Annotated in this window: 19 protein-coding genes; 15 read left to right on the top strand and 4 right to left on the bottom strand. The window is 71.1% G+C overall.

Going from position 1 to position 20,535, the window contains the following annotated elements; genetic code table 11:
- The first annotated feature begins 2 nt into the window (after nucleotides 1-2).
- From JHY01_RS00175 to tyrS, 3 genes are all read left to right on the top strand, one after another.
- A complete protein-coding gene (locus JHY01_RS00175; RefSeq protein WP_205323576.1) occupies nucleotides 3-722 on the top strand; it encodes a cupin domain-containing protein in 720 nt (239 codons plus the stop codon).
- Between the two features lie 112 nt (nucleotides 723-834).
- Complete coding sequence (locus tag JHY01_RS00170; RefSeq protein WP_205323575.1) at nucleotides 835-2,682, top strand: RNB domain-containing ribonuclease; 1,848 nt, start codon at nucleotides 835-837, stop codon at nucleotides 2,680-2,682.
- A 65-nt stretch (nucleotides 2,683-2,747) separates the two neighbouring features.
- Nucleotides 2,748-4,004: a tyrosine--tRNA ligase gene (gene tyrS / locus JHY01_RS00165; RefSeq protein ID WP_205323574.1), complete on the top strand. Its 1,257-nt coding sequence runs from the start codon at nucleotides 2,748-2,750 to the stop codon at nucleotides 4,002-4,004.
- A 33-nt stretch (nucleotides 4,005-4,037) separates the two neighbouring features.
- On the opposite strand, the gene JHY01_RS00160 is transcribed toward tyrS, so the two are convergent.
- A complete protein-coding gene (locus tag JHY01_RS00160; protein ID WP_205323573.1) occupies nucleotides 4,038-5,402 on the bottom strand; it encodes a hypothetical protein in 1,365 nt (454 codons plus the stop codon).
- A gap of 15 nt (nucleotides 5,403-5,417) precedes the next feature.
- Here JHY01_RS00160 and JHY01_RS00155 point away from each other — a divergent pair, with 15 nt between their 5' ends.
- Together JHY01_RS00155 and JHY01_RS00150 are read left to right on the top strand one after the other, a co-directional pair.
- Nucleotides 5,418-6,428: a hypothetical protein gene (locus JHY01_RS00155; protein WP_205323572.1), complete on the top strand. Its 1,011-nt coding sequence runs from the start codon at nucleotides 5,418-5,420 to the stop codon at nucleotides 6,426-6,428.
- On the top strand, nucleotides 6,403-7,437 hold the full coding sequence (locus JHY01_RS00150; RefSeq protein ID WP_205323571.1) for an HAD-IIA family hydrolase: 1,035 nt from the start codon (nucleotides 6,403-6,405) through the stop codon (nucleotides 7,435-7,437). Before JHY01_RS00155 ends, JHY01_RS00150 begins: the two co-directional genes overlap by 26 nt.
- Before the next feature lie 94 nt (nucleotides 7,438-7,531).
- Here JHY01_RS00150 and JHY01_RS00145 read toward each other — a convergent pair whose 3' ends face one another.
- Both JHY01_RS00145 and JHY01_RS00140 read right to left on the bottom strand, forming a co-directional pair.
- On the bottom strand, nucleotides 7,532-7,882 hold the full coding sequence (locus JHY01_RS00145) for an SCP2 sterol-binding domain-containing protein (protein WP_205323570.1): 351 nt from the start codon (nucleotides 7,880-7,882) through the stop codon (nucleotides 7,532-7,534).
- Nucleotides 7,883-8,093: 211 nt separating this feature from the next.
- Nucleotides 8,094-8,432 carry an SCP2 sterol-binding domain-containing protein gene (locus JHY01_RS00140; protein ID WP_205323569.1) on the bottom strand — a complete coding sequence of 113 codons (339 nt, stop codon included), beginning with the start codon at nucleotides 8,430-8,432 and terminating at the stop codon, nucleotides 8,094-8,096.
- A gap of 202 nt (nucleotides 8,433-8,634) precedes the next feature.
- Between JHY01_RS00140 and JHY01_RS00135 the strand changes: the two genes are divergently transcribed.
- Genes JHY01_RS00135 through JHY01_RS00125 form a run of 3 tightly spaced genes read left to right on the top strand, consistent with a single transcriptional unit; the run spans nucleotide 8,635 to nucleotide 10,090 of the window.
- The gene (locus JHY01_RS00135) at nucleotides 8,635-9,072 is read left to right on the top strand and encodes a phasin family protein (protein ID WP_205323568.1); all 438 of its coding nucleotides are present in this window, start codon (nucleotides 8,635-8,637) and stop codon (nucleotides 9,070-9,072) included.
- Nucleotides 9,069-9,269 carry a hypothetical protein gene (locus JHY01_RS00130; protein WP_205323567.1) on the top strand — a complete coding sequence of 67 codons (201 nt, stop codon included), beginning with the start codon at nucleotides 9,069-9,071 and terminating at the stop codon, nucleotides 9,267-9,269. Before JHY01_RS00135 ends, JHY01_RS00130 begins: the two co-directional genes overlap by 4 nt.
- Before the next feature lie 32 nt (nucleotides 9,270-9,301).
- Nucleotides 9,302-10,090 carry a TlyA family RNA methyltransferase gene (locus JHY01_RS00125; protein ID WP_205323566.1) on the top strand — a complete coding sequence of 263 codons (789 nt, stop codon included), beginning with the start codon at nucleotides 9,302-9,304 and terminating at the stop codon, nucleotides 10,088-10,090.
- On the opposite strand, the gene JHY01_RS27545 is transcribed toward JHY01_RS00125, so the two are convergent.
- Nucleotides 10,087-11,682, bottom strand: coding sequence for a GMC oxidoreductase (locus tag JHY01_RS27545; RefSeq protein WP_205323565.1), 1,596 nt, complete (start codon nucleotides 11,680-11,682; stop codon nucleotides 10,087-10,089). The two genes, JHY01_RS00125 and JHY01_RS27545, sit on opposite strands and share 4 nt — an antisense overlap.
- Before the next feature lie 222 nt (nucleotides 11,683-11,904).
- On the opposite strand from JHY01_RS27545, the gene JHY01_RS00115 reads away from it, so the two are divergent.
- The 7 genes from JHY01_RS00115 (at nucleotide 11,905) to JHY01_RS00085 (ending at nucleotide 20,530) form a co-directional block, all read left to right on the top strand.
- A complete protein-coding gene (locus tag JHY01_RS00115) occupies nucleotides 11,905-12,804 on the top strand; it encodes an NAD kinase (protein WP_205323564.1) in 900 nt (299 codons plus the stop codon).
- Between the two features lie 47 nt (nucleotides 12,805-12,851).
- Nucleotides 12,852-14,588 carry a DNA repair protein RecN gene (gene recN, locus JHY01_RS00110; protein ID WP_307814084.1) on the top strand — a complete coding sequence of 579 codons (1,737 nt, stop codon included), beginning with the start codon at nucleotides 12,852-12,854 and terminating at the stop codon, nucleotides 14,586-14,588.
- Nucleotides 14,589-14,679: 91 nt separating this feature from the next.
- Complete coding sequence (gene steA, locus JHY01_RS00105) at nucleotides 14,680-15,867, top strand: putative cytokinetic ring protein SteA (RefSeq protein ID WP_374199469.1); 1,188 nt, start codon at nucleotides 14,680-14,682, stop codon at nucleotides 15,865-15,867.
- A complete protein-coding gene (locus JHY01_RS00100) occupies nucleotides 15,864-16,793 on the top strand; it encodes a copper transporter (protein WP_205323561.1) in 930 nt (309 codons plus the stop codon). The genes steA and JHY01_RS00100 overlap by 4 nt, the downstream gene beginning before the upstream one ends.
- Nucleotides 16,794-16,803: 10 nt before the next feature.
- On the top strand, nucleotides 16,804-17,700 hold the full coding sequence (locus JHY01_RS00095) for a hypothetical protein (protein ID WP_205323560.1): 897 nt from the start codon (nucleotides 16,804-16,806) through the stop codon (nucleotides 17,698-17,700).
- Nucleotides 17,697-19,436 carry a murein biosynthesis integral membrane protein MurJ gene (murJ, locus tag JHY01_RS00090; protein ID WP_205323559.1) on the top strand — a complete coding sequence of 580 codons (1,740 nt, stop codon included), beginning with the start codon at nucleotides 17,697-17,699 and terminating at the stop codon, nucleotides 19,434-19,436. Before JHY01_RS00095 ends, murJ begins: the two co-directional genes overlap by 4 nt.
- Nucleotides 19,433-20,530 carry a glycosyltransferase family 4 protein gene (locus JHY01_RS00085; protein WP_205323558.1) on the top strand — a complete coding sequence of 366 codons (1,098 nt, stop codon included), beginning with the start codon at nucleotides 19,433-19,435 and terminating at the stop codon, nucleotides 20,528-20,530. The genes murJ and JHY01_RS00085 overlap by 4 nt, the downstream gene beginning before the upstream one ends.
- Nucleotides 20,531-20,535: the final 5 nt, after the last annotated feature.

The raw sequence follows: 20,535 nt of genomic DNA, 5'->3' as shown, positions 1-20,535 counted from the left end.
CCATGACCGGCTTCCCCGGCGGCACGGCCGTCTCCCTTGTCACGGTCTACGACTGGCCCACCGTCGACGGCCAGGCGGGCGGCAGCCCGCACCTGCACACCGCCTCCACCGAGGGCTACGTCGTCGTCAGCGGCACCGGAGCGGTCGAGACCCTCTCGGGGAACGGCTTTGAGCGCCGCGATCTCGCGCGGGGGACCGTCCTGTGGTTCACCCCCGGGACGGTCCACCGCCTCGTCAACGGCTCGGGCGACCTCCAAGTCGTGGTGGTCATGCAGAACGCGGGCATCCCCGAAGCCGGGGACGCCGTGTTCACCTTCCCCGAAGCGACCCTTGCCGACCCGGAGGCCTACAAAGCGGCCGCCTCCGCCCCGGCCGCCCCGGACTTGAGCGAACGCGAACGCGGCGAGGCCACCCGGGCCCGCCGGGACCTCGCGATCGAGGGTTACCTCGCCCTGCGCGAACGCGTCGAGACCGAAGGGCCGAAAGCCATGCAGCCCTTGTGGGACAAGGCGGCCCAGCTCGTGTCGTCCCGCACCGAGACCTGGCGCGGGCTCTGGGCCGACGGGCCGCGGGCCCAGGCCGACGCCACCGGCGCCCACCTGGACGCCCTCGCGAAGGCCGACGCGACCCACCTGTGCGACGCCCACGTCGGCGACCCCGGGGACGCGGCCGCCAAATGGGGCATGTGCGGACGCCTGGAGACCTGGGACCTCCGCCCCTGACCGAAGCGCGACAACGGGCCGGACGTTCGCCGAACGAACGTCCGGCCCGCGCCTTCCATACCTCATCGTGTGGCTCCGGTTACGATTGTCGCCGGACTTCGAAGGAGCGCAGTTGGTCGACCACAACCCAGCCGAGACCGGGATCATGATCGACGCCGCGACCACGGTCGATCGCGACGACGCCGTCTGGATCGAACCCGACGGCGACGGCTTCGACGTCTGGGTCCACATCGCCCGCGTCGCCGACCACGTCACCAGGGGCGGTCGCGCCGACACCGAGGCCCACCGCCGCGTCCACACCCGCTACCGGCCCGAGCACACCAAGCACATGCTCCCCGCGCCCGTGGTCGAAGCCGCCTCCCTCGAACCCGACCGCGAGAACGACACCTTCGCCGTCCACCTGCGAATCGACCACGCCGGGCAGGTCCGCTCCGCCGACCTCGGCCCCGGCCGGCTCACCAAGTCCTGGGTCATGACCCACGGCGAAGCCGCCGACGCCGCGAACCACCCCGGCCACCCCCTCCACGGCACGCTCGCGCTCGCCCTGCGCTTCTCCCAGACCATGCTCGCCGCCCGCCGCAACGCGGGCGCCCTCGCCTTCTACGACCTCCTCTCCGGCTTCGCCACCAACGAAGAGGGCCAGCTCGTGCGCCTCGACAGCTCGATGCGCAACTCCGGCTACATCATCGTGCAGGAGTTCATGATCGCCGCCAACGCGCAGATCGCCGCGTGGGCCGTGCGCGAGGACCTGCCGATCCTCTTCCGCAACCACCGGCTCGCCGCCGTCGCGGGCGACCCCGCCGAACTCCGCGCCGAACTCGACTCGATCGCCGCCACCGGCGACGGCGCCGCCTTCGAGATGCTCCGCGCCCGCATGCGCATGGTCGCCCGCGCCGCCACCTACGGCCCCACGGTGCACGGCCACCACGGCCTCCAGCTGCCCGCCTACACGCACGCGACCAGCCCGATCCGCCGCTACCCCGACCTCGTCGTCCAGCGCATCCTGCTCGCCGCCGCCCTCGGCCGCCCGAGCCCCTACCCGATCGAGGAACTCGAAGCGGTCGCCGTCCACGTCAACGAACGCGTCGAGGAAGAACGCCGCGCCAAGGCCGAGTACTTCAAGCAGAGGGCCCACGAGGAGACCGCGCGGCACGCCGAGACCGCCGACTTCGCGGCCCTGCCCTACAAGCAGTTCGCCCGCGTCCTCCAGTTCGCCGTCGAACGCGGCGAGACCCCCGCCGGGCTCGCCGCCGATACCGCCCGCCGCCTCGACGCCCGCGAGCTCCAGCTCCGCGAGTTCGCCTCCGTCTACCTCTACGGCCGCGGCGATTTCGAGCCGCTGCGCGAGCGCATGAACCGGATGCTCGCCGACGAGCCACAGCAGGCCCAGTCGATCGTCAACGTCTACCTCCAGGACCGCCTCGGCGGCCCGGTCAGCAACGAGACCAACGTGCTGTGGACCGTCGAGGACGCCCCCGGCTTCGAGGGGCCGCTCTTCTCCGCGCAGGTCTCCATCCGCTACAACGGCGAACAGGTCGACTCGCCGAAACGGTTGCAGCGCAACAAGAAGGAAGCCCGCAACCAGGCCGCGCTGGCGCTCGTCGCCGCGCTGGCGAGGATGCCGGACCCTTCTTCCGACGTGACCGCGAAGCCGCGCACGGAGGGCCCGAAGAAGCTCCTCGTGGACGCCGCGGTCAACCCCGCCGAAGCGGTCCAGATCTACGCCGCCAGGGGAGCGGTCAAACCGCTCACCTGGGACTTCTCGGTCGACGGTCCCTCGCACGAGCGGACCTTCACCTGCCGCGCTGAGGGCTGGATGCCGGTCTCGGGCGAGCGCATCGCCGCCGAGGGGAAGGGCCCGACCAAGCAGGCCGCGAAGACCAATGCGGCCCTTGAACTGCGCGTCCAGATCGAGGTCGCCCTCGCACTCGGCGAGACGGGGCGGCACGCGGACGCCTGACGGCGCGGGTCACGCCCGGCCTCGGAGCGCGAAATGCGTTTCGGCCGCTAGGGCACAATGGGGACGTGCATATTCTCGACGACTTCGCATGGCGCGGCCTCATCCAGGACTCCACCGGTATCGACGCTCTCCGCGAGCACATCGACGCGGGCCCGGTGACCTTCTATGTGGGCTTCGACCCGACCGCCGTCAGCCTGCACGTCGGCCACCTCATGCAGGTCATCACCGCCCGCCGCCTCCAGCGGGCGGGCCTGAAGCCGCTGCTGCTCGTGGGCGGCGCGACGGGCCAGATCGGCGACCCGAAGGAGGCGGGCGAGCGCAGCATCAACCCGCCCGAAGTCGTGGCCGGCTGGGTCGAGAAGATCCGGGCGCAGCTCTCGCCGTTCGTCACCTACGACGGCGAGAACGGCGCGATCCCGGTCAACAACCTCGACTGGACCAGCGAGATGGGCGTCGTGGAGTTCCTGCGCGACGTGGGCAAGCACTTCCCGGTCTCGAAGATGCTCGCCCGCGAGGTCGTGCGGGCCCGGCTCGAGTCCGGCATCTCCTTCACCGAGTTCTCCTACCAGCTCCTGCAGTCCAACGACTTCTACGAGCTGCACCGCCGCCACGGCTGCACCCTCCAGTTCGGAGGTTCGGACCAGTGGGGCAACATCACCGCCGGGGTGGACTTCGTGCGCCGCAAGGCGGCCGAGCACGTGCACGCCTTCGTGACCCCGCTCGTCCTCAAGGCCGACGGCACGAAGTTCGGCAAGACCGAGGGCGGCACGGTCTGGCTCGACCCGGAACTGACCAGCCCGTACGCGTTCTACCAGTTCTGGGTGAACGCCGCCGACGCCGACGTGGTGGGCTACCTCAAGTACTTCTCGTTCAAGTCCCACGAGGAGATCGAGGAGCTGGAGCGGGCCACCGCCGAGAAGCCCGCCGCGCGGCTCGCGCAGAAGGCGCTCGCGGAGGAGATGACCACGCTGCTGCACGGCGCCGAGGAGACCGCGCACGTCGTGGCCGCCTCACAGGCCCTGTTCGGCCGCGGCGAGCTCGCCGAGCTGCCCGAGTCGACGCTGCGCGCCGCGCTCGTGGAGGCCGGTCTCGCCGAGTTCACCAAGCCTGACGTCACCGTGGCCGAGGCCATGAAGGAGTCCGGCGTGGTCGCCAGCCTGGGCGAGGCGCGCCGCGCCGCGAAGGAGGGCGGGGCCTACCTGAACAACGTGCGCGTGAGTGATCCTGCGGCCGTTATCGACCCTTCTGACCTGCTTCACGGGCGGTACGGAGTGATCCGGCGCGGTAAGAGGACCGTCGCCGGGTTCGAGGTCGTCAGCTGAGGCATACACTTGGTTGGTTTTGTCGCGGTGAATTTAGAGGGGGAGAATCGAGTGGCTGAAGACGGCCGCGCCCGCAAGGGTGGAGATGACCGACGAGGCGGCTACGGCCGTCGCGAGGGCGGCGGCTACGGCGACCGTTCGGGCCGGAGCGGCGGGTACAACCGCCAGGACGGCCGAGGGGACAGCCGGGGCGGCTACGGCCGCTCTGAAGGCCGCGACGACCGCCCGCGGCGCTACGAGGACCGGGACGACCGGCCGCGTCGCGACGGCGACAACCGTGGTGGATACAGCCGCGATGATCGCGGCCCGCGTCGCGATGACGACCGCGGCGGGCGCAGCGGTGGTTACAACCGTGACGACCGCGGCGGGCGCAGCGGTGGTTACAACCGTGACGACCGCGGCGGGCGCAGTGGCGGCTACAACCGCGACGACCGTCCGCGCAGCGGCGGTTTCAACCGTGACGACCGCGGCCCGCGCCGCGACGGCGACAACCGCGGTGGCGGCTTCAACCGCGACAACCGTGGTGGATACAGCCGCGATGACCGCGGCCCGCGTCGCGATGACGACCGCGGTGGACGCAGCGGTGGTTACAACCGTGACGACCGCGGTGGACGCAGTGGCGGTTACAACCGCGAGGACCGTCCGCGCAGCGGCGGGTTCAACCGCGACGACCGCGGCCCGCGCCGCGATGACGACCGCGGTGGACGCAGTGGCGGTTACAACCGCGACGACCGCGGCCCGCGCCGTGACGGCGACAACCGCGGCGGTTACAGCCGCGACGATCGAGGCGGCCCGCGCCAGTTCGAGAGGCGCAGCGAAGGCAACCGCGACAACCGCGGTGGCGGCTTCAACCGCGACGACCGAGGCGGCCCGCGTCGCTACGACGACCGCCCGCGCCGCGATGACGACCGAGGCGGCCCCCGCCGCTTCGAAGGCAACCGGGACGACCGTCCCCGCCGCGACGGCGACAACCGCAGTGGCGGTTTCAACCGCGACGACCGCGGTCCCCGTCGTTTCGAGGGCAACCGTGACGATCGGCCGCGCCGTGACGGCGATGACCGTCCGCGTCGCTTCGACCGGGACGACCGTCCTCGCCGCGACGGCGATGACCGTCCCCGCCGTTTCGAGGGCGGCCGCGACGACCGCGGGCCGCGCCGCGACGACGACCGTCCGCGCCGGTTCGAGAAGCGCGAAGGCGGCCGTGACGAGCGTCCCCGCAGCTTCGAGAAGCGCGACGACCGCGGTCCCCGTCGTGACGACCGGGGCGGCCCGCGCCGCTTCGACCGCGACGACCGTCCCCGCCGCAGCGACCGGGTCGACGACCGACTCGGGCGCGACGGCAAGGAGCGCCGCGGCAAAGACGCCCTGCGTCCGCTCGAGGAGCGCGAGGCCGGGCACGAAGGCCCGATCCGCATGGGCGAGTCCGACGAGGCCCCGGATCTTCCCGATGGCATCGAGTACGGCTTCGACCAGCTCGACAAGGAGACCAAGGCCGGGCTGCGCAGCTTGAACAAGCAGCTCGCCGAGGCCGTCGGCAACCGGCTCATCGCCGCCGCCGCGCTCCTCGCCGAGGACGACGTCGAAGGCGCGCTCGAGCAGGCCCGCTACGCCCGCCGCAAGGCGTCCCGCGTGGCCGTGGTCCGCGAGGTCACCGGTGTGGCCGCGTACGGCGCCGAAGAGTGGCAGCTGGCCGTCAACGAGCTGCGCGCCGCGCAGCGCCTGGGCGGCACGCACGACCACGTCGCACTGATCGCCGACTGCGAACGCGCCCTTGGGCACCCCGAGCGCGCGATCGACCTGTACCGCGAGTTCGGCAGCGACGAGAGCGTCGACCCCGAGGTCCGGGTCGAGCTGCTCATCGTCGCCTCCGGCGCCCGCCGCGACATGGGCATGGGTGAAGCCGCGACCGCGATGCTGAAGGTCGGCGGGCTCAACTCGCCGAAGACCGAGCCTTGGGTCGCCCGTCTCCGCTTCGCGTACGCCGAGGGCCTCCTGGCCGACGGCCGCGAAGACGAAGCCCGCGAATGGCTCTCGAAGGCGGTCGCCGCCGACGAGACCGGCGAGACCGGCGCCGCCGAGCGCCTGCTCGAGCTCGAGGGCATCGTCGTCGAGGAGTACGACGAGGACGACGAGTTCGAGGACGACGACGACTACGAGGACGACGAAGACGACCTCGAAGACGACGAGGACTCGGACGACGACCGCGATGTCGAAGACGAGGACGACGAAGACGATGAGGACTTCGACGACGAAGCGGACGACGTCGAGGACGAGTCCGAGGTCGACGTAAGGACCGAGACGACGCCCGCGCGGCCTTCGACCACGCCGTTCGCGACCGCACCGTTCGAGACACCGGCGTCGTCGAGCGCCGGGTCCACCCCCGACGCTGAGGAGTCCGATGACTCGATTGAAAGGCGCGCCTGAGGCACTCGCCGGCGCTTACGACCAAGCGCTGCTCGACCTCGACGGCGTCGTCTACCTGCTCAGTCAGCCGATCCCGGAAGCGGCCGCGACCCTCGCGGCCCTTCCGGGGCTCGACTGCGACCCGGTGTTCGTCACCAACAACGCCTCCCGCAGCCCGCAGACGGTCGCGGAGGCCTTGCGCGGCATGGACATCCCTGCGGAGGACACCCAGGTGCTCACCTCGGCGCAGGTGGTGGCCGAAATCCTGCGCGAGCGCCTCGGCGAAGGCGCCCGGATCCTCGTGACCGGTTCAGAGGCGCTGCGTGTCGCCGTCGAGTCCCAGGGCCTGGTGGCGACGGCGGATCCGAAAGCGGCCCAAGGCATCGGCTACGGCATGATCCCGTCCTTGACATGGCGGGACCTCGCCGACCTGACCATCGCGGCCCGCAACGGGGCCGTGTGGGTCGCGACGAACCTCGACGCCACCCTGCCCACACCGGACGGTCCGCTGCCCGGCACGGGCGCGCTGGCGGGGGCGATCGCCACGGCACTCGGCCGCGGTCCGGACGTCGTCGCGGGGAAGCCGGAGCCCGGGATCTACCGGTCCGCTTTGGCGCGCAAACCGGGAGGCCGGGCGATCATGGTCGGCGACCGCCCGGACTCGGACATCGAGGGCGCCAACCGGGCGGGTATCGACTCGCTGCTGGTCTTCACCGGTGTCGTCTCGCCGCGCGAGGCGATGCTGCTGCCGCCCGAGCAGCGTCCGACGTACCTCGGCTGGAACCTCGGCGCGCTCACCGAGTCCCACCCCGAGCCCGACTGGAACGACGCCGTCGACCGCATCGAATGCGGGGGATGGACGGCGGCCTTGGACGGCAAGGAGATTCGTCTCAGCGGCCGGGGCGCCGACCTGGACGCGTGGCGGGCCCTCTGCGAGTTGAGCTGGGCCGCAGCCGATATGGCCGGCTACGACCCGACCGTGCCGCCGATCCCGGTGGGCGAGGCCGCGGAGAAGCTGCTGTCGGCCTGACGAGGACAAGCGAGAAGCCCGGACTGCCGCAGTCCGGGCTTCATTTTCCTTGTGGCGCTGAACCGGTGGGGCGCAGCGCCTCAGACGTGGCGGCCTACGCGTCGACCTTGAGGGCCTTGCGCAGCTTGGCGAGGTCCTTCACGGAGGCCTTGATCTTGATCTTGCCGGTCAGGAGCGCCTTGGCGGGCTTGAGCTCCTTCTTGGACAGGGCGATCAGGTCGTCAGAGCCGATGAGGATGCGGACCTCGGCGTCGGCGGCGTCGCCGTCGAGCAGGTCGGTCAGCTTGTTGCCGGAGAGCTTGGCGCTGAAGGCCTGGTCGAGGTCGGTGATCTCAACGGCCAGAGTGCGTTCGAAGCCTTCCTCGAGCTCGAGCTCGTCGGACTTCCTGGCGACCTTGCCCGCCATCTTCTCCAGCACATTGCGGCATTCGTCAACAGTGGCCATACGGTCCTCCCGGTTTAGTTCTTGAGCTCGAAGCGCTCGACTGCCGAGAGATTACAACGTGGCCCGAATGCCGTTGCGTCCGACCGGGACGCATTTGACCCGATGGCCTGAGGAGGGCGCGGGACGGGCCTCACGGCCCGCGCCCGCGCACCCTACGTGACGCGCGTCGTCCAAGTCGCCCAATGTGAACCGAAGGCGCGAGTCGGACGGGCTACAGCACGCCGCGGAGCTTCATGAGGTCCATCATGTTGGCCTTCAACTTGACCTGGCCTCCGGTGAAGGCCTTCATGAAGTCGAGCTCCCCGGCGACGAGCTTGAGCAGGTTGTCCGAGGAGACGACCATGCGGATATCCGCGTCGGGGTTGTCGCCGTCGGTGATGCCGGTCAGCTTGCCCTGGTCGAACTTGCCGTTGAACGACACCGAGAGGTCGGTGATGTCGGCGGCGAGCGAGCGCTGGAAGCCCTGGAGCTTGCGCACCGTCTTCGGGTTCGAGGCGAGGTTCTCCGCGAACTGCTCGAGTGCGGTCCGGCATTCGTCGATGGTGGCCATGGGCCCTCCTGTTTCGATCGGCGCGGGCGCGTCGGTGCGCCCCGTGAGAATGTTACCGGCCAGTACGGCCATGCGGGCATGGCCGTGGGCCGGTAGCTTGGCAGTACCGTTGACGCCAGAGCCAGACTACGGCTCGCGAGCCTCACCGAGGCGGGGACGGCAACCCGCGGACTCGGCAGACCCTGAAGGGAGTGGGACCACCATGACGGACTCCGCCCGCGCCTACTTCGACTCATTCCTCGGCATGGCCGGCGAACCCGCACGCCGCGCCCGCAACCTCGCCGGCAAGGTCCGCGAGGACCTGCGCACCGGCTCCGAGCAGGTACGCGAGCAAGGCAGCCGCACCGCCTCCGACATCGGCCGCCTCATCCGCGCCGAATTCGACGCCAACCTCACCCGCTTCGGCGTCGCCACCCAAGCCGACCTCGACGACCTCAACCTCCGCCTCGAACACTCCGAAGAGCAGATCCGCGACCTCCGCATCCGCCTCGCCGAAGCCGAGGCCCGCCTGGCCGCCGCAGCGGCGAAGCCGACCGAGACGCGGCAGCGCGACGCCGAACGCCCGGCTCCCGCCGAAACGCCCTCGTCCGCCCCCGCCGCGACCATGGAGCCGATCGACGACGAGGAAGAGGACGCATGACCGACACGCCCAGCCCGGGGGCCCTGGCGAACCGCCTGAAACCCGCAGACGACACCGACGACGTCGAACTCGAGGTCGAAGAGGCCCTCGGCCACCTCGAAGCGCTGCCCGACCTGCCCGTCACCGAGCACGTACGGGTCTTCGAAGGCGTCCAGCAGCGCCTCTCCGAGATCCTCAGCAACGTCGACGACGCCTAGCGTCCAACCCTAGAAAGCACCGATCCCGCGCCATGCCGACGCGCTACCGACTCGACGCCGAACTCGTGCGCCGCAAGATCGCCCGCTCCCGCGAGCACGCCCGCGAACTCATCGCGGCCGGCCGCATCCACCTGCGCGGCATCCCCGCCACCAAACCCGCCACGAGCGTCACCGGCGACGACTCCATCCGCCTCGTCGGCGACGTCGACGACTACGTCTCCCGCGGCGCCCACAAGCTCATCGGCGCCCTCGACGCCTTCGACGTCGACCCGAAGGGCCTGCGCGTCCTCGACGCCGGCGCCTCCACCGGCGGCTTCACCGACGTCCTCCTGCGCCGCGGCGCGGCCGAAGTGCTCGCCGTCGACGTCGGCTACGGCCAGCTCGCCTGGAAACTGCAGACCGACGACCGCGTCGTCGTCCACGACCGCACCAACGTGCGCCACCTCACCCCCGAACTGCTCGGCGGGCCCGTGGACCTCACCGTCGGCGACCTCTCGTTCATCTCGCTCGAACTCGTCCTGCCCGCGCTGGCCGCGTGCACGAAGCCCACGGGCATGATGCTGCCGATGGTCAAGCCGCAGTTCGAGGTCGGCAAGGGCCAGGTCGGCGCAGGCGGGGTCGTGGGCGACCCGGCTCAGCGCGCCGACGCGGTGTGGGGCGTGATCGAGAAGGCCGGGCAGCTCGGCTGGACCACCACCGCGGTGGCCGCGAGCCCACTGCCCGGCCCGAAGGGGAACGTGGAGTTCTTCTGCCGCATGGTCACCGAAGGTGAACCGATCGACCGCGCCGGTGTCGACGCGGCCTGCGGCGTTCCGGCCTAATCGAAGTCGGCGGCGATGATCGCCTCCAGATTCCGTTCCGCCAGTGCCGTGATCGTCACGAGCGGGTTCACACCGATCGAGCCCGGGATGAGCGAGGAGTCGGTGACGTAGAGCCGCTCGTAGCCGTTGAGGCGCCCGTACGCGTCGGTGGCCTCGCCGAGGACGCACCCGCCGAGTGGGTGGTAGCAGAAGTCGTCTGCGAAGGCCCGGTCGTCGCCGAACAGGTCGTACCGGTACGAGGTGCCGTGCTTCCGGTTGATGCGGTCGAACATCGACTTCGCGGCGGCGACGCCCGGTTGCGCCTGCTCGAGGCTCCAGTCGAGCACGGCCTTGTCGGCGGCGGCGTCGTACGTGAAGCGGCCGCGCTCGGGGTTGTCGGTGATCGCGAGGTAGAGGCTGATCCAGGTCTCGATGCCGGCCGGGAGCGGCGCGAGCTCGGCGAACACCCGCGCTTCGGGGTTGTCCCAGTCGTCGATGCCCATCACGGGAATCGTGGACTGCTTGAGCCCGGTGGGGTTCCAGACGTGGTTGGCGCGGGCGGTCATCACGTTGCCGTTGGGGCCCCAGCCGGAGCCGACGGCCTCGTCGAGGTCGGGCAGGGCGCCGGTGTCGCGGGCGCGCAGGAGCAGTTCGGTGGTGCCGAGGCTCCCGGCGCCGAGGAACAGGTGGCGGCAGGTGAGGCGCTTGGCCTCGATGAGCTCGTCCGCGTCGTCGCGGTGCTCGACGTGGATGACGTAGTTCCCGGCCTCGTCGAGTTCGATGGCGCGCACTTGGTGGCGGGCGGCGATGGTGACGTTGCCGGTGGCGAGCGCTGAGGCGAGGTAGGTCTTGTCGAGGCTCATCTTGCCGTGGTTGTTGCCGTAGATGACCTCGCCGCCGAGGGCGGATTTCGGGGCGGTCCCGGCGGCTTCGCGTTCCATGTGGTCGAAGTCGTAGACGTCGGGCACGAAGACCGTCTTGAGTCCGGCGGCTTCGGCCTGGGCGGCCGCCACGCGGCTGAAGCGGTAGTACTCGGTGGACTTGTAGAACTCGGGGTCGATGGTGTTGACCTGGAGTTCGGCCTGCGCGAGCGGGAAGTGGCGCTCGTACATCGCGTTCGCGTCGACGCAGGGGAGGACTTCTTCGAAGTAGTCGCGGCGGGGGACCACCGCCATGCCGCCGTTGACGAGCGAGCCGCCGCCGACGCCGCGTCCGACATAGACGGACATGTCCGCGTAGTTGACGCGGTCGAGGACGCCCGGGTAGGGGTCGATGTCGCGGTCGACGACGTCGAGCCACAGGAGGGTCGACAGGGGCGCTTCGGTGCGGCGCTTGAACCACATGCTGCGCTCGTCGGGACTGGTCATGGTGCAGAAGACCTTGCCGTCCCCGCCCGGTTCGTTCCAGAGGCGGCCCATCTCGAGGACGGTGGTCTCGACGCCGGCCTCGCCGAGGCGCAGGGCCGAGACGGCCGCGCCGTAGCCGGAGCCGATGACGACGGCGGGGACGTGGGCGCCGTTCGCGGCGGCGGCCCGGGGTCCGACGGTGGTGAGCCCGGCCGCTGCGGCGGTGGTGAGGGCGGTATAGCCGAAGAGCTGTCTGCGTGTCGCCACGGGGTCTCCTTGGTCTCGGGTGGTGTTGGGGACACATTGTGCCGCAAGGGATCACACCTGGCCAGCTCTCAGAGCGGCTTGTCTCCCAAGGGAAGCCGGATGCGGGGCATTCGTGCGGAACCGCGTTGTGCAAGCGTTCTCCTCGGTATGCTCTCCGGTACTCCCGGTGAACCCGACTGGAGTACAGTTCGAGGCCCTGGAACCGTCTGAGTAGGAGCGCGAGTGGAGCCGCAGCAGAAGCCGAGCCGTGTCTTGGTGGTCACGCATCCGCTTCGCGAGGACGTCGCCGAGCTCGCCCGGAAGCTCGCGGCCGCCCTGCAGGCCGAAGGCGTCGCCGTGAAGATCTGCTCCGGCGCGACCCGCTCGCTCCTGCGCCCCGACGCGCTCGTGATCGGCGACGAGGTCACCGGAGAGAACGCCGACCTCGTGCTCGCCCTCGGCGGCGACGGCACCGTGCTGCGCGCCGCGAGGCTCGCGGGCGAGGCCCAGGTGCCGCTGCTCGGCGTCAACTTCGGCAAGGTCGGCTTCCTCGCCGAGGCCGAGACCGGCGAACTCGAGACCGTCGTCTCGCGCCTTCTCGACGGCGAGTACACCGTCGAGGAGCGCACCGCGCTGGAGGTCGAGGCCATGGGCACCGACGGCGAGCAGCACGTCTCGTGGGCCTTCAACGACATCGCGGTGGAGAAGGCCGAGCCCGCGCGGATGCTCGAGCTGTACATCGAGATCGACGGCACCCGCATCTCCCGCTACGGCTCCGACGGCGTCGTCGTGGCCACGCCGACCGGTTCGACCGCGCACGCGATGTCGGCGGGCGGCCCGGTGGTCTGGCCCGATGTGGACGCCCTCGTGGTGGTGCCCATGAACGCGCACGCCCTGTTCGCCAAGCCGATGGTGGTGCATTCCTCCTCCTTGATCCGCATCGGCGTGGAGTCGGTCGGCACCGAGGGCTCGCTCATCGCGGACGGCAAGGAGCTCACGCGGCTCACGTCCGGATCGACGGTGACGATCCGCCGCTCGGACCGCCCGGTGCGCCTGGTGCGCATGTCCGGTCAGCCCTTCGCCTCCCGTCTCGTGTCGAAACTCTCTCTGCCCGTTGACGGTTGGCGTCACGGCCGGGTCTAGGGCTCACCACGCGGCGGATGTCAGACAGACCGGCTAGGCTTCGAAGCGTGTTGGAGGAGCTTCGCATCCAGAACCTGGGCGTGATCGCTGACGCCACCTTGCCGCTCGATTCCGGCCTGACCTGCATCACCGGTGAGACCGGCGCCGGTAAGACCATGGTCGTCGCCGGTCTGGGGCTGTTGTTCGGCGGTCGTGCCTCCCGTGCCCCCCTCGGCGCGGAGAAGGCCCTTGTGGAGGGCCGATTCGTCGTACGCGAGAGCGCGCTCGAACTGCGTGAACGCGCCATCGAGGCCGGTGCGGACCTGGAGGACGGCGAGCTGCTGCTGGCCCGCTCGGTCTCCTCGGAGGGCCGTTCGAAGGCCTGGGTCGGCGGCCGTTCCGCGCCCGTCGGCGTGCTGTCCGAACTGGGTGAGCTGGCGATCTCGGTGCACGGCCAATCGGACCAGATGCGGCTGCTGCAGCCCGCCGAGCAGCGGGCGGCGCTCGACCGCTTCGCCGGGGCCGACCACGGCAAGGTCCTCGACTCCTACCGCGCCGTCTTCCACGAACTCGGGGCCTGCGCCGCCGAGCTCTCGCGGCTGCGCACCAGCGCCCGCGAGATGGCCCGCGAGGCGGACATGCTGCGCCTGGGCCTCGATGAGATCACCGCCGTCGACCCGCAGGAAGGCGAGGACGCCGAGCTCGCCGAAGAGGCCCGCCGCCTCGAGAACGCCGAGGCCCTGCGCCTCGCCGCCGCCACCGCGCACGGCGCGATCAGCGGCGATCCGACCACGGGCGAAGGCGGTGCGACCGACACGGTCGGCGCGGCCGCGCGCGCCCTGGAACACGACGCCCACTCCGATCCGAAGCTCGCCGAGTTCGCCGAGCGCCTCGCCGAGGCCGGCGCGCTCCTCGCCGAAGCCGCCGTGGACCTCTCCGCGTACCTCGACGACCTCTCGGCCGACCCGCGTCGCCTGGAGGAGATCTACCAGCGCCAGGCGGCCATGAAGACCCTGTACCGCAAGTACGCCGAGGACCTTCCCGGCGTGCTGGCCTGGGCCGAGAACGCCCGTAAGCGACTCGGGGAGCTCGACGTCTCCGACGAGCGCGTCGCCGAGCTCGAATCCCAGCATGCCGAGCTCACCGCGCGGGCCGCCGAGCTCGCCTCGCAGCTGCGCGCGTCCCGCCGTGCCGCCGCCGAGCGGTTCTCCGCGTCGGTCTCGGCCGAACTCAAAGGCCTCGCGATGCCGCACGCCGAGGTCACGGCCGCGGTCGAGCCGCGTCCGGCCGGTCGCGGCGGCATCGATCTCGCCGTCGAAACGGCGGTCTCCGGTGCCACCGAGGACGGCGCCGACGAGGTCGAGCTCCTGCTGCGCCCCCACCCGGGTTCGCTGCCGGCGGCGCTGCACAAGGGCGCCTCGGGCGGTGAGCTCTCCCGCGTCATGCTCGCGATCGAAGTGGTCTTCGCCGAGATCGGCGGCCCGCCCGTCCTCGTGTTCGACGAGGTCGACGCCGGGGTCGGCGGCGGGGCCGCGATCGAGATCGGCCGCTGCCTCGCCAAGCTCGCCCGCCGCCACCAGGTCCTGGTCGTCACCCACCTGCCGCAGGTCGCCGCCTTCGCGGACCGCCACCTGGTGGTCTCGAAGGACACTTCGGGGGCCGTCACGGTCTCCGGCGTGCGCGTGGTCGACGACGCGGAGCGGGCGCGTGAGCTCGCTCGCATGCTCGCGGGGATGCCCGATTCGCACCTGGGCGTGGCCCACGCCGAGGAGCTCCTGGCAGAGGCCGCGAAGATGAAGTCCTGACGACGCTCCACCCGCGCGGCCCGCTCCGGCGAGCCGTCGCCACGGAGGGTGCGATCGGATGGCATGATGATGCACGATGCGTGTACCTAGCTTGCGTTTGCCCGGGCGGAACCCGGAGGGTGATCCCTCCGATGATCGGCTGGTCGGCACCGCCCGCCTCGACCGCCGTACCAAGCGGCTGTGCGGCCGGCTCGAACCCGGCGACATCGCGATCATCGACCATGTCGACCTCGACCGGGTCGCCGCCGACACTCTGGTCGGCACCGGCGTCCCGGTGGTCGTCAACGCCGCCAAGTCGATCTCCGGCCGCTACCCGAACCTCGGCCCCGAAGTGCTCGTCAAGGCCGGGATCGTCCTCATCGACGGCGTCGGCGACGAGATCTTCGACCGGGTGCGCGAAGGCCGGTCCGTCTCGGTGGACCTCGAAGCCGGGCAGATCTACTCCGGCGCCGACCTGATCGCCGAGGGCGCGGTCCAGACCGAGGAGTCGGTCAGCGCCGACATGGAGGCCGCCAAGGAGGGACTCTCGATCCAGCTCGAGGCGTTCGCGGCCAACACCATGGAGTACCTCAAGCGCGAGCGGGACCTCCTGCTCGACGGCGTCGGCGTGCCCGACGTGAAGACCTCCTTCAACGGCCGCCACGCGCTCATCGTCATCCGCGGCTACAACTACAAGGAGGACATCGACGTCCTGCGCCCCTACATCCGCGAGTTCAAGCCCGTGCTCGTGGGCGTCGACGGCGGCGCGGACGCCCTCCTCGAAGCCGGGTACACGCCCGACATGATCGTCGGCGACATGGACTCCGTCTCGGACGACGCCTTGCGCTGCGGCGCCGAGATCGTCGTCCACGCCTACGCCGACGGGCGCGCTCCCGGCATGGAGCGCATGGACAAGCTCGGGGTCCCCGCGATCCCGTTCCCGGCCGCGGCCACCTCCGAGGACATCGCGATGCTCATGGCCGACGAGAAGGGCGCCGAGCTCATCTGCGCGGTCGGCACGCACGTCACCATGGTCGAGTTCCTCGACAAGGGACGCGGCGGCATGGCCTCCACCTTCCTCACCCGGCTGCGCGTCGGCGGCAAGCTCGTCGACGCCAAGGGCGTCTCGCGCCTCTACCGCCAGGACATGTCGATCTCCGCGCTGCTCCTGCTCATCGTCTCCGGCCTCGCCGCGATGGCCACGGCCGTGGCCATCTCCACCGTCGGGCGCTCCTTCGTGGACGTCATCGCCGACTGGTGGGACGGACTGCTCTTCCAAATCCAAAGGCTGTTCTCGTGATCAACTTCCGCTACCACCTGGTGAGCCTCACCGCGGTGTTCCTCGCCCTCACCGTGGGCCTCATCCTCGGCACCGCCGCCCTCAACGGCCCCGCCATCGAAGCCTTCGAGAGCAACATCCAGAGCCTGCGCGACAGCAACGCGCAGTTGCGGGAGCAGGCGGCGCAGATGGAGAAGGACCTCGAGGAGGACCAGGCCTTCGCGAACGCGGTCGCCCCGTCCTATCTCGCCGGTCAACTCGCCGAGAAGCACGTCCTCGTCGTCGCCCTGCCCGGCGTGGAATCCGACTATGTGGACAGCACCGTCGAGATGCTCGGGTACGCCGGGGCCACCGTCTCCGGCCGGATCTCGATCCTCGACGACTACTTCGACCCGGCCAACACCGGTGCCCTCGGCGATCTCGCGGAGCGGACCACTCCCGAAACGATGACCACCCCCGTCACCTACGACGGCGTGACCGCGATGAGCTACCTGCTCGCCGCCGTCACCACCGGCGAGGCCGCGGGTGCGACCGTGGCGATCACCCCCGGCGACATCACCACCGTCACCACCGGCCTGACCGAGCTGGGGATGCTCACCGTCGAGACCACGCCCACGGGCGTCGCCGACGGCGTCATCATCATCGCCGGATCCGGCTTCGTCGACTCCGACGCCGCCGACCGCAACGCCGGGATGGTCGCGCTCGCCAACGCGTACGCCGCCGACGACCCCACGGTCTACGCGGCCACGACCGACACCGGTGACGGCAACCCGATCAAGACGCTCCTCGCCGAGAACGGCGAGACCGTCGCCACCGTCGACAACGTCAACCTCACCCAGGGGCAGATCGCCGCGGTCGCCGCGCTCGCCGACTTCGTCAACAACGACACCGTCAACCACCTCGGCACCGGGGAGGGCGCTTCAGACCTGCTTCCCGGCGCGGCCTAGTATCGCGGCCATGAGCCAGCTAACGCGCACGGTAGGGCGGGCGTTCATCGGAGGCCTCGCCGCGGGCGGCACGATCGCCGCGATCAGCGCCGTACGCCGCTCCAAGTGGGCGGCCGACCTGGAACGGGTCAACCACAAGGGCGACACCGTGTCCCTGGCCGAAGGCCCCGGGATCACCGTGGGCGCCACCGCCGGAGCGGTCCTCGGGGCGAACTCCCCGGCGTACGCCGCCGCCGCGGCCACCGCCGGACTCACCGCCGGAGCCGTCGGCCTCTACGACGACATGGCGGACGCCAAGGGCGAGAAGGCCAAAGGCTTCAAAGGCCACGTGGGCGCGCTCCTCAAGGGCCGCATGAGCGCCGGGCTCGTCAAGGTCCTCGGCATCTCCACCGCCGGGATCGCCGCGGCCGCCCTCATCGACCTGCAGAACGGCGAACTCACCGACGAGCGCCGCCCCCTGCTGCGCCGCGTCTGGAACGTCGGCGTCGGCGGCGGTGTCATCGCCGGTGCCGCCAACGTGGTCAACCTCTTCGACCTGCGGCCCGGCCGCGCCCTCAAAGTGGTCACCCTCGCCTCCGCGCCCCTCTCGCGGCCCGCCGGCCCGAAGCCCCGGCGCAGCACCGCGGCGGCCGGAGCGAACACCGCGCTCGCGGTCTCCGCGGCCTCCGGTGCGGCCATGGCCGAAGACCTCGAAGGCAAGACCATGCTCGGCGACGGCGGCGCGAACGCCCTCGGCGCGCTCCTCGGCCTCGCCTACATCGCCCGCACCGGCATGATCGGCCGCCACGTCGCCCTCGCGGGCGTCGCGGCCCTCATCGCCGCCTCCGAAAAGGTCAGCTTCACGAAAGTGATCGCCGAGACACCCGTGCTGCGGGAGTTGGACGAGCTGGGTCGGACGAAGTCTTGACCGAGACCCGACGCGAAGTCGGTCGTGCCGCCTCGGTCATCGGTGCGATCACCGTCGCCTCCCGCCTGGCCGGATTCGGCCGCACCATGGTGTTCACGTGGGCCATCGGCCTCGGAACGCTGGGCACCGCCTACCAGACCGCCAACAGCATCCCGAACATCATCTTCGAGCTCGTCGCCGGCGGCGCGCTCGCCGCCCTGGTGATCCCGCTCCTCGCCGCGCCGCTCGCGCGGAACGACCCCAAGCAGGTCAGCCACATCGCCTCGGCGCTGATGACCTGGGCGCTGACGATCCTCATCCCCGCCGGCCTCCTCGTCGCCGCCTTCGCCCGCCCGATCATCGTCCTGCTCATGCCGGACAACAGCGCCGTCGACGACGCGATCGCCAGAGAAGCGACGATCGACGCCGCGACCGAGATGCTCGTCCTCTTCGCCCCGCAGATCCCGCTCTACGGCGTCGCGGTCGTCCTCACCGGCATCCTGCAGTCGCACCGCCGCTTCGCCTGGCCCGCCCTCGCGCCGCTCCTCTCCAGCATCGTGATGGCCCTGGTCTACGTGATCTACGGCGGCATCTCCGGACGCGAGGACAAGGTCGAGAACCTCGGCCAAAGCGAGATCGTGTTCCTCGCCCTCGGCACCACCTGCGGCGTCGCCGTCCTCGCCGGCTGCCTCATCTTCCCGCTGCGCGGCCTGGGCCTGCATCTGCGGCCCGCCTGGCGGCTCGACACCCAAGTCGCCTCCGGCCTGAAATCCCTCGCCATCGCCGGAGCCGTCACCGTCGGCGCCCAGCAACTGTGCCAGGCCCTGCTCATCCGCCTCGCCAACGGCGGCTCCGACCCCGGCGCCGTAGCGGTCTTCACCGTCTCGCAGACCTTCTTCCTCCTGCCCTGGGCCATCCTCGCCGTCCCCCTCGCCACCGCCGCCTACCCCGTTCTGGCCGAAGCGTTCTCCCTCGGCGAGCACGACCGCTACCAACGCCGCCTCTCCCAGACCGGCCGCGCGGTGCTGCTGCTCTCCGGCCTCGGCGTCGCCGCGCTTGCGGGCCTCGCCGAACCCATCGCGACCGTCCTCTCCTCGGTCTCGGCCGACAAGAGCGCCAACACCCAGATGCAGATCCAGGGCACCCTCACCGGTCTCGCCTTCGGGCTCTTCGGCTACTCGGTCTTCGCGATCTACTCCCGCGGCCTGTACGCCATCGGCCGCAACAAGTACGCCGCCGGAGCCACCTCGATCGGCTGGGCCGCAGCCGCAGTCGCCGCCGTCGCCCTCTCCGAGAGCATGCCCCTCGCGGACCGCACCCTCGCGCTCGCCATCGCCTGGTCGATCGGCATGACCGTCATCGGCCTCGCCCTCACCGCCGCCATCGCCCGCCACACCGGCGCCGCGAGCCTCAAAGGCATCCCCCGGGCCGCCCTCGCCACGATCGTCGCCGCGATCGCGGCAGTCCTCGCCGCCCGCGAGATCATCGCCCTCTGGGGCCACGCCGACTCCTTCTACTCGGCCCTACTCCAGGGCGTCGTCGTCGGCGCCGCGACCGGTGTCGTCTACCTCGGCACCGCCGCGCTCATCGGCGGTTCCGGTGTCGTGCGGCCCGTCCTGCGACGCGCTGGCATAATCCGAGCGTCTGGAGAACCCGACGGCAGCGTCCCCGAAGGCCAAGCGCCCGACGAGAACGCATCTGACGACAGCGCATCCGACGACCACGCACCCGACGAACCCAGTGGAGCTGACAAGTGAGCCATCGCCGTATCGCCTTGGTGCTCGGCCCTTCGACCGGCGGCATCGGGACGCACGTCGCGTCGCTCGCGGCGGGACTCGTCGCACGAGGCGACGCCGTCCTGGTCGTCGGCCCGCCCGAGACCGAGGAGCGCTTCGGCTTCCGCGCCAAGGGCGCGCGCTTCGCGCCCGCCCCCATCACCGCCAAGCCCTCGCCGGAGCTGCCGCTCGCCTGGTGGGCGGCCCGGAACGCCCTGCGCGGCATCACCGGCCGCGGCGTGGACCTCGTGCACGCCCACGGACTCACCGGAGGCCTCACGGCGCTCGCGGCCCGCCCCGCGGGCGCGGCCCTCGTCACCACCTGGCACAACCAGCTCATCACCACCGGGATCAAGCGGCGCGTCTCCGACGAGCTCGAGAAGCGCCTCGCCCGCGGCGTCGACGTCGCCCTCGCGGCCTCCTCCGACCTCCACGAGCACCTGATCGACCTCGGCGCGCGCGACGCCCGCCTCGCGCCCGTCGCCGCCCCGCCCCGCATCGCCGTCAGCGATGCCGAAGCGATCCGCGCCGAACTCGGCATCGGCGACCGGCCGCTGCTGCTCTCCGTGGGCCGCCTGCACCCGCAGAAGGACTACGACACCCTCATCGCCGCCGCGCAGCGATGGACCTCCCTCGACCGGCAGCCGGTCGTCGCGATCGCCGGTGACGGCCCCGAACGGATGCGCCTGGAAGGACTCATCGACGCCTCCGGAGCCGACGTGCGCCTGCTCGGCCACCGCACCGACGTCGCCGACCTCCTCGCCGCCGCCGACCTCGCCGTCATCTCCAGCCAGTGGGAAGCCCGCCAGCTCTTCGCGCAGGAGGTCATGCAGGCCGGCGTGCCGCTCGTGACCACCCGCACCGGCGGCATCCCCGAGCTCGTGGGCGACGCCGCCGCGTACTTCGAGGTCGGGGACGTGGACGGCCTCGACCAGACCGTGCGCGGCCTCCTCGACGATCCCGCCCGCCTCGCCGCCTACGGCGAGAAGAGCCTCGCCCGAGCCGCCACGTGGCCCGACGAGGCCCAGATGCTCGACGCCCTCGACGCGCTCTACCTGGAACTGACGGGAAGATAGCGCCG

It is taken from the genome of Glycomyces sp. YM15 (assembly GCF_016918015.1).
GTDB lineage: Bacteria > Actinomycetota > Actinomycetes > Mycobacteriales > Micromonosporaceae > Glycomyces.
Note: the sequence above shows the minus strand (reverse complement) of the source record. Positions and strands in the feature narration are given on the sequence as shown.